Source organism: Streptosporangium sp. NPDC050855 (assembly GCF_044456585.1).
In the GTDB taxonomy this organism is placed as follows: Bacteria; Actinomycetota; Actinomycetes; order Streptosporangiales; family Streptosporangiaceae; genus Streptosporangium; species Streptosporangium longisporum.
Map to the genome: position 1 here is coordinate 596,456 of NZ_JBITFY010000001.1, position 17,784 is coordinate 614,239.

At 72.7% G+C, this 17,784-nt stretch carries 15 protein-coding genes; 4 read left to right on the forward strand and 11 right to left on the reverse strand.

Annotation, left to right across the window (positions count from 1 at the left end; all coding sequences use genetic code 11):
* Positions 1-67 precede the first annotated feature (67 nt).
* The gene (locus ACIBCT_RS02830) at positions 68-229 is read right to left on the reverse strand and encodes a hypothetical protein (RefSeq protein WP_399185696.1); all 162 of its coding nucleotides are present in this window, start codon (positions 227-229) and stop codon (positions 68-70) included.
* A 103-nt stretch (positions 230-332) separates the two neighbouring features.
* Between ACIBCT_RS02830 and ACIBCT_RS02835 the strand changes: the two genes are divergently transcribed.
* On the forward strand, positions 333-881 hold the full coding sequence (locus tag ACIBCT_RS02835; RefSeq protein ID WP_399185697.1) for a hypothetical protein: 549 nt from the start codon (positions 333-335) through the stop codon (positions 879-881).
* A gap of 121 nt (positions 882-1,002) precedes the next feature.
* Here the strand turns inward: ACIBCT_RS02835 and ACIBCT_RS02840 are convergent, their stop codons facing one another.
* On the reverse strand, positions 1,003-2,148 hold the full coding sequence (locus ACIBCT_RS02840) for an acyl-CoA dehydrogenase family protein (RefSeq protein WP_399185698.1): 1,146 nt from the start codon (positions 2,146-2,148) through the stop codon (positions 1,003-1,005).
* Positions 2,149-2,421: 273 nt separating this feature from the next.
* Between ACIBCT_RS02840 and ACIBCT_RS02845 the strand changes: the two genes are divergently transcribed.
* From ACIBCT_RS02845 to ACIBCT_RS02855, 3 genes are all read left to right on the forward strand, one after another.
* The gene (locus ACIBCT_RS02845; RefSeq protein WP_399185699.1) at positions 2,422-3,816 is read left to right on the forward strand and encodes a hypothetical protein; all 1,395 of its coding nucleotides are present in this window, start codon (positions 2,422-2,424) and stop codon (positions 3,814-3,816) included.
* A gap of 11 nt (positions 3,817-3,827) precedes the next feature.
* Complete coding sequence (locus ACIBCT_RS02850; RefSeq protein WP_399185700.1) at positions 3,828-4,694, forward strand: class F sortase; 867 nt, start codon at positions 3,828-3,830, stop codon at positions 4,692-4,694.
* A 1,112-nt stretch (positions 4,695-5,806) separates the two neighbouring features.
* Positions 5,807-7,036: a glycerophosphodiester phosphodiesterase family protein gene (locus ACIBCT_RS02855; protein WP_399185701.1), complete on the forward strand. Its 1,230-nt coding sequence runs from the start codon at positions 5,807-5,809 to the stop codon at positions 7,034-7,036.
* A gap of 32 nt (positions 7,037-7,068) precedes the next feature.
* Here the strand turns inward: ACIBCT_RS02855 and ACIBCT_RS02860 are convergent, their stop codons facing one another.
* From ACIBCT_RS02860 to ACIBCT_RS02900, 9 genes are all read right to left on the reverse strand, one after another.
* Positions 7,069-8,259 carry a PQQ-dependent sugar dehydrogenase gene (locus tag ACIBCT_RS02860; RefSeq protein ID WP_399185702.1) on the reverse strand — a complete coding sequence of 397 codons (1,191 nt, stop codon included), beginning with the start codon at positions 8,257-8,259 and terminating at the stop codon, positions 7,069-7,071.
* A 141-nt stretch (positions 8,260-8,400) separates the two neighbouring features.
* Positions 8,401-9,399, reverse strand: a complete 999-nt coding sequence (locus tag ACIBCT_RS02865) for a sugar-binding transcriptional regulator (protein ID WP_399185703.1) — start codon at positions 9,397-9,399, stop codon at positions 8,401-8,403.
* 148 nt (positions 9,400-9,547) lie between these two features.
* On the reverse strand, positions 9,548-10,582 hold the full coding sequence (locus tag ACIBCT_RS02870; protein WP_399185704.1) for a D-ribose ABC transporter substrate-binding protein: 1,035 nt from the start codon (positions 10,580-10,582) through the stop codon (positions 9,548-9,550).
* A gap of 213 nt (positions 10,583-10,795) precedes the next feature.
* Positions 10,796-11,908, reverse strand: coding sequence for an ABC transporter permease (locus ACIBCT_RS02875; RefSeq protein ID WP_399185705.1), 1,113 nt, complete (start codon positions 11,906-11,908; stop codon positions 10,796-10,798).
* Complete coding sequence (locus ACIBCT_RS02880) at positions 11,905-13,452, reverse strand: sugar ABC transporter ATP-binding protein (RefSeq protein ID WP_399185706.1); 1,548 nt, start codon at positions 13,450-13,452, stop codon at positions 11,905-11,907. Before ACIBCT_RS02880 ends, ACIBCT_RS02875 begins: the two co-directional genes overlap by 4 nt.
* Positions 13,449-14,123, reverse strand: coding sequence for a DUF2291 family protein (locus tag ACIBCT_RS02885; protein WP_399185707.1), 675 nt, complete (start codon positions 14,121-14,123; stop codon positions 13,449-13,451). Before ACIBCT_RS02885 ends, ACIBCT_RS02880 begins: the two co-directional genes overlap by 4 nt.
* Positions 14,120-15,796, reverse strand: a complete 1,677-nt coding sequence (locus ACIBCT_RS02890) for an FGGY family carbohydrate kinase (RefSeq protein ID WP_399185708.1) — start codon at positions 15,794-15,796, stop codon at positions 14,120-14,122. The genes ACIBCT_RS02885 and ACIBCT_RS02890 overlap by 4 nt, the downstream gene beginning before the upstream one ends.
* Positions 15,789-16,742 carry a transketolase family protein gene (locus tag ACIBCT_RS02895; RefSeq protein ID WP_399185709.1) on the reverse strand — a complete coding sequence of 318 codons (954 nt, stop codon included), beginning with the start codon at positions 16,740-16,742 and terminating at the stop codon, positions 15,789-15,791. The genes ACIBCT_RS02890 and ACIBCT_RS02895 overlap by 8 nt, the downstream gene beginning before the upstream one ends.
* Positions 16,739-17,626 (reverse strand): transketolase, encoded by an 888-nt coding sequence (locus ACIBCT_RS02900; protein ID WP_399185710.1) that lies wholly within the window; start codon positions 17,624-17,626, stop codon positions 16,739-16,741. Before ACIBCT_RS02900 ends, ACIBCT_RS02895 begins: the two co-directional genes overlap by 4 nt.
* Positions 17,627-17,784: the final 158 nt, after the last annotated feature.

A 17,784-nucleotide genomic window follows, 5' to 3' on the forward strand; every position in this document is an offset into this window, starting at 1 on the left:
GCCCGGCCGGTGGAAGGCCCCGGTCCGGCTCGCGGCCGGGGAAGGCCCGGACCGGTCCGCGGCGCGGCTAGCGGAAGGTCTGGCCCCAGACGGCGAGCATCACGACGACGAACACGATCATGACGCCCGCGTACGCCATCGGGCCGAGCCGGAAGGCGCGTCGCACCCGGTTCAGGCCCCAGGCGAACAGGAACGCCAGGAAGACCAGCAGAATCAGCCCGCTGTCCATTCGTCACCATCCCGTGGAGGTCTCCGCTGACCAGTATGCGTCGGCGGAGCCGTTCCCGCGGCCGGTTAACCGTTGTGCCCGGCCCATGAGATCGTTGCGTCTCGTGAACAGAACATCGAAGATGACGCGGGTCCTGCCGGTGGCGATGCTGGCCGCCGGCCTCTGCGCGTGTTCGGGCGGGGTGGGCGTGTCCGCGGCGGCGCCGACCGCGACCGTCACGGTGACCGCCTCCGCCTCCCCGTCCCTGTCGTCCCCGACCCCCCTTCCCTCGCCGTCGGCCTCGCCCTCGGCCGTCCCCTCGCTCTCCCCCTCCGCGTCCGAGACCTCCTCGCCCGACGCGCTCTCGCCGTCACCGTCGGTGAGCGTCCCCGGTGGCCGGGGCGTCGACGCCAAGGTGCGCGGGCAGCTCGCCCTGCGCGGGGTGGACGCGATCACGGTGACCCCCGAGAGCGACCAGGAGGTGAAGGCGCTCCTGCTGCCGTTCACGGTGGTGAACGACGCGAAGGGAGTGATCTGCAGCAACGGCAAGGCCCCGCGCAGCTGCTCGATGGAACAGCTCCAGGAGGCGTTGCAGAAGGACGTCGTCCTCTTCGCCGAAGTGACGATCAAGGACGGGGTGGCGGTGCAGATCGACAAGATCACCGAGGAGTGACGGGGCCGGCACGGGGACCGGCCGGCCCGGATCCCGGGCCGGGGACCGGGGCGAACCGGTCCGGAAGCCGCTCCGGGGCCGGGTTCCCAGGCGCCGGTCCCGAGACAGGTCGGGAGCCCGTTCAGAAGCCGAAGGAACGGCCGATGATCTCCTTCATGATCTCGGTGGTACCGCCGTAGATGGTCTGCACCCGGCTGTCGACCCAGGCCTTGGCGACGGGGTACTCCATCATGTAGCCGTACCCGCCGTGCAGCTGGAGGCAGCGGTCGATGACCTTGGTCTGCAGCTCGGTGGTCCACCACTTGGCCTTGGCGGCGTCCACCGCGGTGAGCTCTCCGGCGTTCAGGGCGAGGATGCACCTGTCCACGTAGTGACGGGCGATGTCCACCTCGGTGTCCAGCTCGGCCAGGACGAACCGGGTGTTCTGGAAGCTGCCGATGTTCCGGCCGAAGGCCGTGCGGTTCCTGCAGTACTCGATGGTCGTCCGCAGCACCGTCTCCGCCGCCGCCACCGCCATCACCGCGATGGACAGGCGCTCCTGCGGCAGGTTGGCCATGAGCTGGAAGAAGCCCTGCCCCTCCTGCGGGCCGAGCAGGTTGGCCGCGGGCACCCGGACGTTGTCGAAGAACAGCTCCGCCGTGTCCTGGGCGTGCATGCCGATCTTCTCCAGGTTGCGTCCCCGGGTGAAGCCCTCCATGCCCCGTTCGACGACGAGCAGCGAGATCCCGCGGGCCTTGGCCTCCGGATCGGTCTTGGCGACCACGACGACCAGGTCGGAGTTGATGCCGTTGGTGATGAAGGTCTTCTGGCCGTTGAGCAGGTAGTGGTCGCCCTGGCGCACGGCCGTCGTCCGGATGCCCTGCAGGTCGCTCCCGGCGCCGGGCTCGCTCATGCCGACCGCCGTGATCAGCTCGCCGCTGACGAACCCGGGCAGCCAGCGTGCCTTCTGCTCGTCGTCGGTGAGGTCCACGAAGTACGGGGCCATCACGTCGTTGTGCAGCGAGTAGCCCAGGCCGGTCGCGCCGATCGCCATGACCTCCTCGACGATCACGGCGTTGTAGCGGAAGTCGCTGATCCCCGCCCCGCCGAACTCCTCGGGCACGCCGAAGCCGAACATCCCGATCTCGCCGGCCTTCTTCCACACGTCGCGCGGGACGATGCCGTCCTTCTCCCAGCGGTCGTGGTGGGGGGCGACCTCACGGGCCAGGAACTCGCGTACGGTCTCCCGGAAGAGCTGGTGCTCCTCCTCGAAAAGGTCTCGCTGCACGGTGTGCCTCCTAGGGTCCGTGGTACAGAATACGATTCTGTTACTTTCAGGTACACCCGGTTCCGGGCCTCCCGCGACCTTCGTGGAGGTGCGCGGGGATCCGTCCAGATCACAAGTGCGCCACGGTATCCGCCCGTACCCATCATCTCGCTGCGGCGAAGACGGGTGAAACCGTACGATCTACCCTCGGTGTGCCATGGGTATGCCCGTTCAGGGCGGCCTTCGTGATCGGAGTGTGTGGTGGTTCGGTGGCGATCTCGGCTCCCTAGGACCGTGGCGGTCTCGGCCCTGTTCCTTTTCGGCGGCGCGCTGGTCGCGCTGCCCTCGGGCGCGGCCGGTGCCAGCAACGCCGAACTCGTGGTCGACTACAGCTGCAAGGGCGGCATCGCCCTGAACGGCGGCACGGTGAACCTCCGTACCAAGGTGTCGATCCCCACGACGCTCAAGGTCGGTGAACCGCTCAGCATCGGCTGGGACCTCAACTACAAGAACGGTGACCCGGCCAGGTTCGGCTCGCCCGACTACTTCGAGACCGGGGCCAAGACCCTGGTCACCGGGAACGTGCAGATCTCCGGGAGCTGGGTCGGTGTCCTGCAGCCGAAGGGCTCCGCCGACCAGCCCGGCAAGCTCCAGCCCGGCAAGATCCTGAAGCTTCCCGAGGGGATCTCCGACTCCGCCCACACCGCCGAGGCCGGCAAGATCAAGGTCACTCCCCGGAAGCTGTTCGTGGACTTCATCCCCCCGGCCGGTGAGGTCATGGTCAACGACGACGACCCTCGGGTGAGCTACCACGCGGCGGGTGACTGGCAGGACCTGAACGACCAGCCGCCGAGCATCGGCGACCACGGCCGCGACCTTCACCGCACGAAGCAGGTGAACTCCTGGACCTCCTTCACCTTCACCGGCACCGGGATCGAGTACGTCGCCCGGCGCAGCGTCGAGGCGGGACAGGTCGGGTTCCGGATCGACGGCCAGGACGCCACGCCGTCCTTCGTCGACGCCTCGAAGAACGCCGACGGCACGCCGACGAACGCCGCGCACCAGGGCGGGGTGACGCTGTGGAGGTTCAACGGCCTCAAGTACGGCAAGCACACCATCGACGTCAGGAACCTGGAGAACGGGAAGTGGGCGCAGCTCGACGCGTTCCGGGTGATCACCAGGGAGCTGCAGAACCCGCCGGAGGAGTACCGGGCCACCTGCACGCTCGTCAGCGCACCGGTCTCGGTGGACGTCACCATCTCCGAGGCGGGGGCGAGCCCCACGGTCACCCCGACGGGCCCCACGGGCAGCCCGACGGTGACCCCGACCGGCACTCCCAGCGTCACCCCCACCGGTACGCCGACGGGCACCCCCACCACCACCGCCTCCCCGACCGTGACCACCAGCCAGAGCGGTAACCCGTCGGCCGGGCCGAACGGCGGCACCTCGACGCCCAGGCCGACCCTGACCGTGACCGCCACCGTCATCCCCACCAGGACCGCGCCGACCACGCCCCAGGTGGTCATCACGCCGAGCGGCGGGGCGCAGACCGGCGAGGCACCGGGCGGAGGCTCCTCCGGCCTGGGGCTGCTGGGCGCGGGGACGGCGATGGTGGCCGGGAGCGCGCTCGGCGGCGTGGCTCTGATGAGGCGGCGAGCGGCACACGCGCGAGGCCAGAGGGACGGCTGAAGGAGGCCCGGATGTACCAAGGACCCACCGGCCCCGACCAGTACCACGGCGGCCACGACCCCTACAACGGTGGTGGCCCCGCGCCCAGGCGCAAGGGGAACCTGCTGATGGGCGGGCTCCTGGTGGCCGGCTCCCTCGGCGGAGTGGCCGCGATCATGGCCGGGCTGCTCACCTACCTGTCTCCGGTGGAGCAGGACGAGCCGTACGGGCCACCCGTGCCGCAGGCGGCGGGCAGCACCCTGGGGCCGCAGGAGGTCCCCGGAGGAGGGCAGCCGGTCACCGACCAGCAGCCTCCCGGGGTGACGCTGCCGTCCTCGGTGGGACCGGGCGGGCTCGACGTCCCGCTGACGGCGGCCGCTCCCACGGCGGCCCCGCCGCCGCCCGTGGTCCAGCCTCCGGAGCCGCTGAAGAGCGACGGGGTGAAGCCCCGCCGCCTGGCCATCCCGAGGATCGGGGTGATGGCCCCGCTGATGGCGCTCGGCGTCGACTCCAAGCGGGAGATCCAGACACCCCCGCTGAGCCGGCCCAACCAGGCCGGTTGGTACAAGCACGGCCCGATCCCCGGGCAGCAGGGCCCCTCGGTCGTGCTGGGACACGTGAACAACAAGCGCGGGGCCGCGGTCTTCAGCCGCCTCAAGGAGGTCAAGCGCGGGGACAAGATCAAGGTCTCCCGGACGGACGGGACGGTCGCGGAGTTCACGGTCGACGGCGTGGAGCAGGTCAGCAAGAAGGCGTTCCCGTCGAAGCGGGTCTACGGCAACACCGGTGAGGCGACGCTGAGGCTCGTCACCTGCGGCGGCGTCTACAACGCCAGGACCGGCCACTACACCGACAACATCATCGTCTACGCGACCCTGTCGAAGACCCGCCGCGCCTGAGCACCGCCCGCTTCGCGGACGGGGCGCCGGGGAAGCTCCCGCGCCGTGCACCGCTTCCCGGAGGGTCCACCGGGGCGTGGACCGCGGGCCCGGACGGTTCACCGGAGAAGCACACTCGCGCCGTGGATCGTCCCGGCGCGCCCGGCGCGTTCGTTAGCCGCCCGGGCGATCCGGGTAGAAGCCGTTTGTACCAGGTGAGCCCCCCGACCGATCACAAGACGGGGGTGTGCCCAGGTGAGCGTCATGCGGGCCGGTGTCGTGGCCGTAATCATCGGTGTGGCGGCCGTCGGCGGTGTCCAGCACTCGAAACAACCGCATGACCGGTCCTCCGGCTGGGTCGCCAAGCGGCCGGCGAAACCGGCGATGAAGCGCGCCGGGGCCTGGACGGTCAGGCGGCCGAACGCGGACACCGGACGGTACGACCGGCGCACCTCCGAGCGCTCCTTCAGCCGGACGTTCGGCCGGGACCCCGGACGGGCGGAGCCGGGCGCCGGGCGCGGGTGGGGAGAGCGGCGGTCGGGCCGGACGGAACCGGGACGGTACGGGGGCCGGGAGGCCGGTGACTGGGGAACGGGCTCCGGACGGTACGCGGAGCGCGACCGTTCCCTGGACCCGGGGTACGGCCGCGGACCCGGCCGGGACGGGTCCGGATGGCGCGGCACCGGTGCCGGACGCGACGGTCGGTGGGGACCCGGACGTTCCCCGGGCCCCGGGTTCGGCTCCTCGCGGGACCGCGGGTCCGGGCGTTACGGGGACCGCGGGTTCGGGCGTTCGCAGGACCGGGGGTCCGGCCGCTACGAGGACCGTGGGTTCGGGCGTTCCCAGGGCCCGGCGTACGGGCGGTACGACGGGCGCGCGTTCGGGCGGCGCGGGTCGGAGGCCCGGCGTGGATCGGAGGCCCGGCGCGGCGGGGAGCGGTGGTCGGGACGCCAGCCGCGGGCGTACCACCGTCACCGGCATGGGCGGGACGACCGCTCCCGCCACACCGGTAGGTAGATTACGTCCCATTTCATCCGCTGCTTGCTTGTACTGGGCATTCGCGCATCCGGTCCGGGTATAGAGGCTTATGCCAATGTGTCCCCCCGCTGAGCCGGAGCGAGGGGTGTACACGGGTGAGCAAGACGCGGGCCGGTGTTCTGGCCGTACTCATAGGAATGGCCGCGATCGGCGCTCTCCACCACGCGGAGACGACGGGAACGCGCGCGGGAGGCCAGGCGGCCGAACGGCCCGGTCACCCGACGGGACGGTCCGCGACGTCCACCACCGGGCGGGCCGCGGGCGCGAGGACCGGACGGCGCGGGAACCCGGCCTCCGGCAGGCGCGCGGACCGCGCGGACCGCGAGGCCGCGCCGATCGTCATCGCGCATCGCGGCGCCAGCGCCTTCCGGCCGGAGCACACGCTGCTGTCGTACCGGGTCGCCATCTCCATGGGCGCCGACTTCATCGAGCCCGACCTCGTCTCGACCAAGGACCACGTGCTGGTCGCCCGGCACGAGAACGAGCTCTCGGCGACCACGGACGTGGAGAGACATCCCGAGTTCGCCTCCCGCAGGACGACCAAGCTCGTCAACGGCGCCCGGCGCACGGGCTGGTTCACCGAGGACTTCACCCTGGCCGAGCTGCGCACGCTCCGCGCCAGGGAACGCTACGCCCGGCAACGACGCGACAACACCGCCTACGACGGCAGGGCCCGCATCCCGACGCTCGACGAGATCGTCCTGCTCGCGCAGAAGCACGGGGTGGGCGTGTACGCCGAGACCAAGTTCCCCACCTACTTCGCCTCGATCGGCCTGCCGCTGGAGAAACCGCTGCTGGAGACGTTCAAGCGGTACGGCTGGGAGGACGAGCACGACCCGGTGTTCATCCAGTCCTTCGAGCCCGGCAACCTCGGGCGGCTGCGCCCCCTCACCCGGATACGGCTCATCCAGTTCGTCGCCGCGACCGGGGCGCCGTACGACCTGGTGCGCGCAGGTGACCCGCGCACCTACGACGACATGGTGACGCCGAAGGGCCTGGCGAGGATCGCCGAGTACGCCGACGGCATCGGCGTGGTCACCAAGCGGATCGGACCCGGGGAGACCGGCGGCATCGACGGCAGGCGGATCTCACCGGCCGCGCTCGTCAGGAACGCCCACCGCGAGGGCCTCCTGGTGCACGCCACCACGGTCCGCAGGCTCGACGCGCGGCTGCGGGCCGAGCGCCGCGGGCGCGACACCGACCGCGTCACCGAACAGGTCAGGACATGGCTGAGGCACCTGTACCGGCTGAAGGTGGACGGCGTCATCGCCGACGACCCCGGCCTGGCACGCGCGGTACGGGAGAGCCTGCGCCCCGGGGACTGAGGACCGGGCCCCCGCGGGAGCGGGATCGCGCGTCACCCGGTGCCGGGGCTCGCGGGGTAGCGCAGGATCCGGTCGTCGCCGTCGCGCACGTCACCGCGCCCGTCGGTGTTGGACGTGGTCAGCCAGAGCGCCCCGTCCGGTGCCACGGCGACCGTGCGCAGGCGGCCGTACCGCCCGGTCAGCTCGGCCCTGGGCTCACCGGCCCGGCCGTCGCGCAGCGGCACCGTCCAGAGCCGTTCCCCGCGCAGCGCGGCCACGTAGAGCGTGTTCCCGGCGATGGCGGCGCCGGACGGCGACGCCTCGCCGGTGGGCCAGGTCACCAGCGGGTCGGTGAACCGTCCCCCGGCGGTGTCGCCCTTGCCCTCCACCTCCGGCCAGCCGTAGTTGCGGCCCGGTTCGATGAGGTTGACCTCGTCCAGCGCGTTCTGCCCGAACTCCAGGGCGAACAGCCGGCCCCGCGCGTCCCACGCCAGCCCCTGGACGTTGCGGTGCCCGAGGCTGTACACGGCCGAGCCCGCCCGCGGGTTGCCGGGGGCGGGCTCGCCCTCCGGGGTCAGCCGCAGGATCTTCCCGTTCGGGCTGACCGGGTCCTGCGAGGCGCCGCGCACCCCCGCGTCCCCGGTCCCGGCGTACAGCATGCCGTCCGGGCCGAACGCGATGCGGCCGCCGTTGTGGATGCCGGCCTTGGCGATGCCCTCGAACACCGTCTCGGGCGTGGCGTCGTCGAGGCGGAAGCGCACGATCCGGTTGTCGGACGCGGCGGTGAGGTAGGCGTACACGTACCGGTCCTCGTCGTAGCCGGGCGAGACGGCGAGCCCGAGCAGGCCGCCCTCCCCGCCCGGGGTCACGCCGGGCACCCGGTAGACCTCGCGCGGCTGCCCGCCACCGGCCGGGACCCGGAGGATCCGGCCGCTGTCGCGCTCGGCCACCAGCGCGTCGCCGCCCGGCAGGAAGGCCAGCCCCCAGGGGGTCCGGATCCCGGTCGCCACCTCCCGGCCCGCGCCCAGATCCGGTGTCCCGGTCCCGCCCGGCGCGGGGGAGGCCGAAGGGCTCCGCTCGGCGGCGGGCGTCCCGGTGGCGGGCGCGCTCGCGCTCGCGGTGGTCGCGACCGGCGTGGCGGCGGCTCCGGAAGCGGTTCCCGGGGTGGCCGGGTCGCCCGCGCAGCCGGCCAGCAGGACCGTCAGCCCGGCGGCGGCCGCGATCCGGCTCGCGTTCTTCCTCATGCTCACCCCTCCTGAAACCGGACGTCCCGGCCGGATGATCCGGAACCGGTCGACCCTTCGTACCCCATGCTGGTCCATGCTCGCGCCCTGGCGCGTCCCGCGCGGCCGGACACCGCCGCGCGGAGTTCCCCGGCCCGGGGGTCAGACCGGTTCGGCGAGCAGGCGTTCGGCCACGTCCAGGTCGGTGATCAGCACGTTGATCCACCCGCCCCGCAGGGCCGCCTTGATCGCGGAGTACTTCCGCTCGCCCCCGGCGACGGCGACCCGGCGCTCCACGGCACGGAAGGTCTCGACGTCTATCCCGACGACCCGCCGGTCGAAGGCCGAGTCGACCACGTCGCCCTGGGCGTCGAAGAAGTGCAGGCACACGTCGCCGACGGCGCCCAGCGAGCGGAGCTCCTCCTGGTCGGCATGGCCGACGGCGTTGCCGCTCCGCAGCAGGAGCGGGGAGGGCTCCAGGCTGCCGATGCCGACCAGGACGACGGTCAGCTCCCGCCACTGCGCCATCACCTCGACGACCGCCGCGTCCTGCAGCAGCGCGTCGCGGACCATCGGCGTGCCCACGACGCCCGCCGAGGGGACGAACACCGGCCGGGCGCGGGTGACACCGGCCAGACGGCTGATCAGTCGCGTGGCGTGCACCTGGGCCTCGGGGCTGCCGACCCCCCCGACGACCTGCATGACGCGGTCGGCGACCTGGGTGTTCCTGGGGTGCATGCGCTCGACGGCGGCCAGCAGGGTCTCGCTCCAGGAGGAGATGCCGATGACGTCGCCGCCCGTGAAGGTGGTGTCGAAGTAGGCCGCGGCGGCCGAGCCCAGCGCCGGGATCACGTCGCCCCGGGCGCCGCCGGTGTCGACCACCACCGCGTCCCGCAGCCCGTAGCGCCGCTGGAGCTCCTCCTCCAGCTCGGTGTGCACCCCGTCGGGGAGCACCACGACGGTACGGACGATGCCCCGGGTGATGGCCTCCTTGAGCAGGCGGGAGACGCGCGGCTGCGAGATGCTCAGCGCCGCGGCGATCTCGGGTTGCCGCATGCCCTGCTCGTGGTACATCCGCGCCACCCGCGCCAGCAGGCGCAGGTGGTCGACGGCCACGGCACGGCCGGAACGGTGGACCCGCCCCAGCTCGGGGACGACCATGCACCGCCTCCTCATCAGATCGTGGCACCGGCTCCGTGACCGGCACTCAGCGTACCGGCCCGGGTTCCCTCATGCCCGGTGAGCCCGGACATGGGAGCCATGACCGGAACCTCCGGCCGGGGCGGCGGCCGGAGGTCCCGGTGGGCGGTCACTTCCTGCCGAAGACCCCGAACTCGTCGGCGTTCTCCTTGGTGACCAGCTCACAGTCGATGGACTGCTTCTCCTCCGCGCCGGTGGAGCCCGTCCTGATCAGCTTGTCGGCCTGCTCCACGGCGCTCTCGGCGGCCAGCGCGGCCGGCTGGAGGGCGGTCGCGTGCATCTGGCCCGCCTTGATGGCGGCGATGGCGTCCGGGCTGCCGTCGAAACCGACCACCACCACCTTGTCGATCATCCCGGCGGCCTTGAGCGCCGCCACCGCGCCGAGGGCCATCGTGTCGTTGCCCGCGATGACGCCCTGGATGTCGCGGTTCTTCTGGATGATGGTCTCCATCTTGCTGAACGCCTCCTGCTGGTCCCAGTTGGCGCTCTCCTTGGCCACGGACTTCAGGTCCGGGTACTGGGAGATCACGTCGGCGTACCCCTTGGAGCGCACGCTGGCGTTGGTGTCGGACTCCTTGCCGACCAGCTCGACGTAGTTGCCCTTCTCCTTCATGGCCTCCACGAACGACTGGGCGGCCAGCTGGGCGCCCTGGGAGTTGTTGGAGACGATCTGGGCCTTGGCCACACCGGTCGCGTTGATCTCCCGGTCGATCAGGAAGACCGGGATGCCGCTCTGCGCGGCCTTTTTGACCGGACCGATGGACGCGTCGGCACCGGCGTTGTCCAGGATGATGGCCCTGGCCTTCCTGGAGATGGCGGCGTCGACCAGCTCGCTCTGCTTGTTGGGGTCGTCGTCGTGCGAGGCCACCGACGTCTGGTAGCCGAGCTGCTCCGCCTTGACCTTGGCCGCGTCGGCCTCGGCCTTGAAGAAGGGGTTGTCCGGGGACGGGGTGATGATGGCGATCAGCCCGCCCGCCTCGCCGCCGCCGGACGGGCCGGCCGCCTGGCTGGTCTGCGCGGTGGGCGCGCTCTGCGCCGAGGTCTCGGCGCCCCCGCACGCCGCCAGCAGCGAGGTGCCGGCGAGCAGCGAGAGCGCGAGGCCGAGGCCCCGCCTGCGGATGGAACCAACGATGGGAACGGACATCTCCGGCCTCCGGAAAATGGTGAACGGTGTGTGGGCGAGGGGTGAGGGGTGGCCGCCACGGGGCGGCCGTCTGGTCGTTCTCCCGCGAGGGGCCGGTGGGTCCGGCCGGCTCGGCGGGGTGGTGCGGGCCCGGTGGGGGCCCGGTGCGGGTCCGGTGCGGGTCCCGTGCGGTCCGGTGCCCGATGCGGGCCGCGCGGGTCGCGGGGCGCGGGGTCAGTCGGGTCGTTTGCTGGCCACCACCGCCGAGACCGCGGCGCCGCGCCGCTGGAACCGCTGCTGGCCCTGGTCCAGCATCACCGCGAGGATGATCACGGCCCCCTTGATGAGGATCTGCCAGAACGTCGACACGCCCAGGATCACCAGGCCGTCGGCGAGGAAGCCGATCACGAAGGCACCGACGAGGGTTCCCCGCACGGTGCCGCGCCCCCCGCTCAGCGCGGCGCCGCCGATGACCACCGCGGCGATCGCGTTGAGCTCGTACGTCTCACCGGCCTGCGGCGCGGCCGAGGTGAGCTCCGAGGCGATGATCAGGCCCGCGATCGCGGCGCAGGCGCCGGAGATCACGTAGACGGCCGTCTTGACCCGGTTGATCGGGACGCCGGAGAGCTCGGCGGCCCGCTCGTTGCCGCCCGTGGCGTACAGCCAGCGCCCGAACGGGGTCTTGGTGAGCACCAGCGTCACGACGACGGCGAGGACGATCATGATCCAGATCGAGGTGGGCAGGCCGAGCGGCCGCCCGCTGCCGAGGAGGTCGAAACCGGTGTTGCCGAGCTCGGGGGAACCGGCGAGGTTGGGATAGGTCGTGCCGCCGGAGATCAGCAGGGCGAGTCCGCGCGCCACGTACAGCATGCCGAGCGTGGCGATGAACGGTGCCACCTTGAAGCGGGTGACCAGGACGCCGTTCACCAGGCCGACGAGCATGCCGACCGCGATGCAGAGCGCGATCACCCCCCACACCGGCGGGTAGGCGATGATGTCGACGAACCCGAGGTGCAGGCCCTGGAGCAGCTCACCGGCGACGACGCCGGAGAGCCCGACGATCGAGCCGACCGACAGGTCGATCCCGCCCTTGAGGATGACCAGCAGCATGCCGAGTGCGATCACCGCGTTGATCGCGACGTGCTTGGTCATCGTGATGAGGTTCGGCACGGTGAGGAACGACTCCGACAGCAGGCCGAAGACCACGATCAGGACCGCGAGCGCGATGAACGCCCGCAGCTCGAACAGGGCGTTCAGCAGGGACAGACGGCGGGCCTCGGCCGCGACCTTCTCCGGCGGGGCGTCCCCCGGGGCCGGTAGGGCGGGGGTGGTTCTCTGCGAGGTCACGTCGCGTCCTCCTCGGCCGCGTCGATGGCGGCACCGTCCGACACACTCATCAGTTCCTCCCGGGTGATCTCGCCGCGCCGGAACTCACCGGCGACGACCCCGCGGGCGAGCACCAGCAGCCGGTCGGGGATGTGCAGGGCCTCCTCGGCGTCCGAGGTGGTGAACACCACGGCCAGGCCGCGCCTGGCCTGGGCCGCCATGAGCTCGAAGATGTCCGCCTTGGCGCCGACGTCGACGCCGCGCGAGGGCTCGTCCAGCAGCAGCACCCGCGGGCCGGTCAGCAGCGCCTTGCCGATGACCACCTTCTGCTGGTTGCCGCCGCTCAGCGAGCCGATGGGCGCCCCGGCGCCGTCCGTCTTGACGGTGACGTCGGAGATCATGCGGTTCACCGCGTCCCGCTCGCGGTCGGCCGAGACGAACAGCCGCCGGACGAACCGGCCCAGCCCGGCCAGGGAGAGGTTCTGCCCCACCGACATCGTCTGGACCAGGCCGTCGCGCTGGCGGTCCTCGGGGACCAGGACCACGCCCCGGTCGATACGGTCGCGGATGCCCGCGTCCTGCAGCGCGTCGCCGGAGAGCAGCACCTCTCCCGACTGCGCGGGGATCCGTCCGGCGAGCGCCTCCAGCAGCTCGGTGCGGCCCGAGCCCATCAGGCCGTAGATCCCCACGATCTCGCCCTCGCGGACGCTCAGCGACAGGGAGTCGATCGCCAGGCGGTCGGGGTTGGCCGGGTCGGCCACCGTGAGCCCGCGCAGCGTCAGCAGCTCCTCGCCGACGACCGGGGTGCGGTGCGGGAACAGGGCGTCCTGGTCGCGGCCGACCATCTGTTCCACGATCCACCGGATGTCGACGGCGCCGGCGTCGGCGGTGGCGACCCGCCGCCCGTCGCGCAGCACCACCACGTCGTCGGCGATCTCCAGGGCCTCGTCCAGGTGGTGGGAGATGTAGACCACCGCGACCCCGTTCGCGGTCAGCTCCCGGATCACCCGGAACAGGACCTCGACCTCCGGCGCGGTGAGCGCCGAGGTGGGCTCGTCCATGATCAGTACCCGGGCCTCCTGGAGGAGCGCCCGCGCGATCTCCACGACCTGCTGCTGGCCCAGCCTCAGGTCCCCGACCGGCCGGTCGGGGTCCAGGTCCTCCTCCAGGCTGCGCAGGATCGCCACGGTGGTGGCCCGCTGGGAGGCGCGGTCGATCGTGCCGAACCCGCCGTGGATCTCGCGGGCCAGGAAGAGGTTGTCCTGGACGCTCAGGTTGGGGCAGAGGTTGAGCTCCTGGTGAATGATCGAGATGCCCTGGTCGGAGGCGTCGCGGGGGGAGAGCAGCTCGACGGGCCGCCCGTCCATCTCGACGTGGCCGGTGGTCGGGTACTCGATCCCCGAGAGGATCTTCATCAGGGTGGACTTGCCGGCCCCGTTCTCGCCGAACAGCGCGGTCACCCGGCCGGAGGCGACCTCGAAGTCGACGCCCTTGAGGGCGTGCGTGCCGCCGTAGACCTTGGTGACGTCGCGGGCGCGCAGGATCGGGGTGGCCGAGGTCGTCACGACGCCTCCTCGATCGAGATCGGGGTGATGGTCACCACGGAGGGGCTGAGCAGGCTGAAGGCACCGACGAAGGTGATCTTCTTGCCGGCCAGGCTCGGCGCGTCCAGGGTGGTGAGCAGCTTCTGGCGCATCTGGTTGTTCAGCGCGGTGGCCGCGTCGGCGTACTCCACCTGGTTGAGGAACTGGCCGAAGGTGATGTACCCGGCCGCGTCCCGCAGCGCCGTGCCGTTGATGGCCGGGCCGACCTGCAGCGACACCCGGGTGCCCTCGGGCAGGTCCGGCACGGTCACCGGCATCAGCCCGGACTTCGCCGTCCCCGCCTCGCCGGTGCCCTTGACCGCGAAGCTGTAGGGGCCGGTGCCCTGGCGGACGCCGTACCTCTCACCGGCCGCGTCCTTGTCGGCGGCCAGCGCCCTCACCAGCACGGGCAGCTCGACGGCCTTCTTCTCGATGGCGGGCACGACCTTGCTCTCGTAGTTCTGCGCGCCGAACGCGGCCGGGTCGAACCGCTTGGGACCCGAGGCCGCGGCCGACTCCGTCGAGCGGTACTGCGTGCTGAACCCGATGGCCGCGAGGAGGAGCGCGCCCAGGGCGGCCGCGATCCACCTGGCCGGGATCCGCCGGCGGGACGCGCTCCCGGCGTGTTCCTGCGCTTCGGTCGGCGTGCTCATGCGCCGCTCCTCTCGGCCAGGCTGTCGCCCGCCTCCTGGTTCGTGGGGTGAGACCCGGCCCCGTCCGGGCCGGTGTCCGGGTGGAGGTCCGGGAAGGTGGCCGGGCGCAGGTCCGGGAAGGTGTTCCGGTGCGTGTCCGGGCCGGTGTCGCGGTGCGCGCCGGTCCGCGGGGGCGCGGTCGTCCCGGTACGGGGCAGGGACCGTCCGACCGCCCGGTGCCAGGCGGCGCGCCGGGCGGCCCGGTCCGGCGCGCCGGTGGCCGGGTGGAAGTCGTCGGACGGACGGGGACGGGCCTCCAGGTCGGCCAGGCTCCACAGGCCGGCCACCAGCCCGGCCGCGTCGGCCACGCCGAGCGCGGACAGGTCGTGCTCGGCCGAGCGCGAGACCGTCCGCCCGCCGATGTCGGCCTGGAGCCGCATCATCCGGTCGCTGCGGGTCAGCCCGCCGTCGGCCAGCAGCACCCGTACCGTGCCGGTGGCCCGCTCGATCGCCGCGATCACGTCCTCGACCTGGAAGGCCACGGACTCCAGGGCCGCGGCGACCAGGTGGCCGCGGCGGGCGCCCAGGGTCAGGCCGCTCAGCACCGCGGTCGCGCCGGGCTCCCACCAGGGGGCGCCCAGCCCGCCGAAGGCCGGTACCAGGTGAACGCCCAGCGACGTCTCCGCGGCCTCGTCGAGAAGGGCCGGCGTGGTGGTGCCGAACAGGTCGGCGAGCCAGCCGAGGGTCCGGCCGGTCGCCCGGACGTTGCCCTCCACCGCGAGCACCGGCCCGGTCACGTCCCAGGCGACGCTGCGGCACAGCCCCGGCACGTCTCCGCCCTCGCCCTCGCCGACGGCCATCACCGACGAGCCGGTCCCGTAGGTGGCCTTGACCACGCCGGGCCGCCACCCGCCGTGCGCGAACATCGCGGCGTGCGAGTCGCCCATCACGGCCAGCACGGGCACCCCGTCCGGGAGCGGCGCCAGGCCGCGGACCGCGGGGAAGGGGCCGCGGGAGGGGACGATCCTCGGCAGGACCTCGCGCGGCACGCCGAACAGGCCGAGCAGCGCGGGGTCCCACCGCCGGGTCGCCAGGTTCATGAGCTGGGTACGGGAGGCGTTGCCGACCTCGATCAGGTGCTCACCGGCTCCGGCGCGGTCCCCGGGGTCGCCGCCCAGGCGGCTCAGCAGCCAGGAGTCGACCGTTCCCAGGCACAGCTCGCCCGCCAGGCTGCGGCGGCGGTCCGGGTCGTGGGCGTCGAGGAGCCGGCGGGCCTTGAGCGCGGAGAACATCGGGTCCAGCGGCATCCCGCTGGACGCGCGCACCGCCGGGCCCGCGCCGGTGGCGGCGAGCGCCAGGCAGTCCGCCGCCGTGCGCTGGTCCTGCCAGCTGATCAGGGGACCGGCCGGAAGGCCGGTGCGGCGCTCCCAGAGCACCAGCGACTCGCGCTGGGTGCTGAGGCCGACCCCGGCGACCCGGGAGGCGAGCGAGGGGTCGACGCAGTCGGCGACGGCCCGGCGCACGCTCTCCCAGATCTCCTCGGCCGACTGCTCCACCCGGCCCGGACGGGGCTGGCTCTCGGAGACCGGGGCCGATCCGCGCGAGACGACCCGGCCGTCCCGGGCGACGAGCAGCGCCTTGGTGGAGCCCGTTCCCTGGTCGACGGCCAGAACGAGCGGGCCGGTGCTAGCCATGTCCCAGCAGTTCGCGCACGGCGGTGGCGACACCGTCGGCGGAGAGCCCGAAGTGGTCGAGCAGGAACGAGGCGTCCCCGGTGGGGGCGAAGACCCGCGGCACGCCGAGGATCCGCATCGGGCAGGGGTGGCGGGCCACCACGACCGAGGCGACGGCCGCGCCCAGCCCCCCGCTGACCGTGGCCTCCTCGGCGGTGACGATGCCCCGGGTCTCGCGGGCGGCGGCCACCACGGCCTCCTCGTCCAGCGGGGACACGAAGGGCATGTTCAGCACGCGTACCGAGACGCCCTCGTCCCGGAGCCGGTCGGCGGCCTCCAGGGCCCGGGAGACGAGCGAGCCGACGGCGACCACCGTGACGTCGCCGCCGTCGCGCAGCAGGACGGACCGGCCGCGTTCGAAGGGGGCGTCACCGGGGGTCACCTCGGGCACCTTGAAGCGGGGGACGCGCAGGTAGGAGGGCCTGCCGGAGGCGGCGGCCCAGCGTACGGCCGCGCGGGTCTGCGTCGGGTCGGCCGGGACGACCACGTCCAGGCCGGCCACCGCCCGCATCCACGACAGGTCCTCGATGGAGTGGTGCGTGGGGCCGAGCTCGCCGTAGGCCATCCCGGGGCTCTGGCCGCACAGCACGACGTGCGTCTCGCTGTAGGCGACGTCGGCCTTGATCTGCTCCAGGGCGCGGCCGGTGAGGAACGGCGCCGCCGCGCAGACGAAGGGGATCCTGCCCGCGTTGGCCAGCCCCGCGGCGACGCCCACCAGGTCCTGCTCGGCGATGCCGACGTTCACCAGCCGGCGGGGGAACTCCTGGCGGAAGCCCACCAGGTTGCTCGACCCGACGGAGTCGTTGCACACCGCGACGATCCGCTCGTCGGCGCGGGCGAGCGCGATCAGTTCCTCGGCGAACGCCTGGCGGGAGTCGAAGGTCGGCCGCTGGTCGGTGATCGTCATCGGACCGGCTCCAGCTCGGTGAGGGCCGCCTCGACCTGCTCGGGACTGGGCACCTTGTGGTGCCACTCCACCCGGTCCTCCATGAACGACACGCCCTTTCCCTTGACGGTGTTGGCGATGACCACGACCGGTCTGCCGCTGGTGGAACGTTCCAGGGCGGCCAGCAGCGCGAGGTGGTCGTGGCCGTCGACCTCGCGCACCTCCCAGCCGAAGCTGCGCCACTTGTCGGCGAGCGGCTCCAGCGTCTTGGTCTCCTCGGTACGGGCGCCCTGCTGGAGGCGGTTGCGGTCGATCACGGCCGTCAGCGACGACAGCCCGTAGTGGGACGCGGTCATCGCCGCCTCCCAGTTGCTGCCCTCCTGGAGCTCGCCGTCGCCCAGCACCACCACGGTCCGCCAGGGCGCCCCGTCCAGCTCGGCGCCGAGCGCGCAACCGGTGGCGACCGGGAACCCGTGCCCGAGCGCCCCGGTGTTCGTCTCCACGCCGGGCACCTTGATCTTGTTGGGGTGCCCGTTGAGGGCCGAGAGCGGGGCCATGAAGGTCTCCAGCTCGGCCGTCGGGAAGAAGCCGCAGTGCGCCAGGGTCGAGTACAGGGCCGCCGCGCAGTGGCCCTTGCTCAGCACGAACCGGTCGCGGCCCTCCCAGCGGGGACGTTCGGGGTCCACCGACAGCACCCCGTAGAAGCAGGCGACCAGGATGTCGGTGACCGACAGGTCGCCGCCGACGTGACCCAGCCCGGCCCGGGAGATCATCTGGACGATGCTCCGGCGGACCTGGACGGAGACACGCTCCAGCTCGGCGACCGCGTCCCGGGGGTCCCCCGCGCGGATGCGCCCGGAGACCTCCCGGTACTCGGTGACGCGCAGCGGATCAGCGGTCAACATGGTGCTTCCATTTCTCGACGTGGTTCTCGACATGGTCGTCTCCGCAGGGGTGGCCGGTGGCCCGCCCGCCGGGGGAGAGCCCGGGGAAGGGCTCGCGGACGGACCGGGGAAGGGCCCGGGGGAAGGCTCGGGGAGCCCCGGGGCTTCCGCAGGGGCCC

What these genes read in the sequence shown, in the direction of transcription:
- ACIBCT_RS02865 (WP_399185703.1), bottom strand. Translation starts at nt 9,399, where the DNA reads ATGGTCGTCCCCGAGCTGGGGCGGGTCCACCGTTCCGGCCGTGCCGTG.
- ACIBCT_RS02830 (WP_399185696.1), bottom strand. Translation starts at nt 229, where the DNA reads ATGGACAGCGGGCTGATTCTGCTGGTCTTCCTGGCGTTCCTGTTCGCC.
- ACIBCT_RS02890 (WP_399185708.1), bottom strand. Translation starts at nt 15,796, where the DNA reads ATGGCTAGCACCGGCCCGCTCGTTCTGGCCGTCGACCAGGGAACGGGC.
- ACIBCT_RS02895 (WP_399185709.1), bottom strand. Translation starts at nt 16,742, where the DNA reads ATGACGATCACCGACCAGCGGCCGACCTTCGACTCCCGCCAGGCGTTC.
- ACIBCT_RS02870 (WP_399185704.1), bottom strand. Translation starts at nt 10,582, where the DNA reads ATGTCCGTTCCCATCGTTGGTTCCATCCGCAGGCGGGGCCTCGGCCTC.
- ACIBCT_RS02885 (WP_399185707.1), bottom strand. Translation starts at nt 14,123, where the DNA reads ATGAGCACGCCGACCGAAGCGCAGGAACACGCCGGGAGCGCGTCCCGC.
- ACIBCT_RS02900 (WP_399185710.1), bottom strand. Translation starts at nt 17,626, where the DNA reads ATGTTGACCGCTGATCCGCTGCGCGTCACCGAGTACCGGGAGGTCTCC.
- ACIBCT_RS02850 (WP_399185700.1), top strand. Translation starts at nt 3,828, where the DNA reads ATGTACCAAGGACCCACCGGCCCCGACCAGTACCACGGCGGCCACGAC.
- ACIBCT_RS02860 (WP_399185702.1), bottom strand. Translation starts at nt 8,259, where the DNA reads ATGAGGAAGAACGCGAGCCGGATCGCGGCCGCCGCCGGGCTGACGGTC.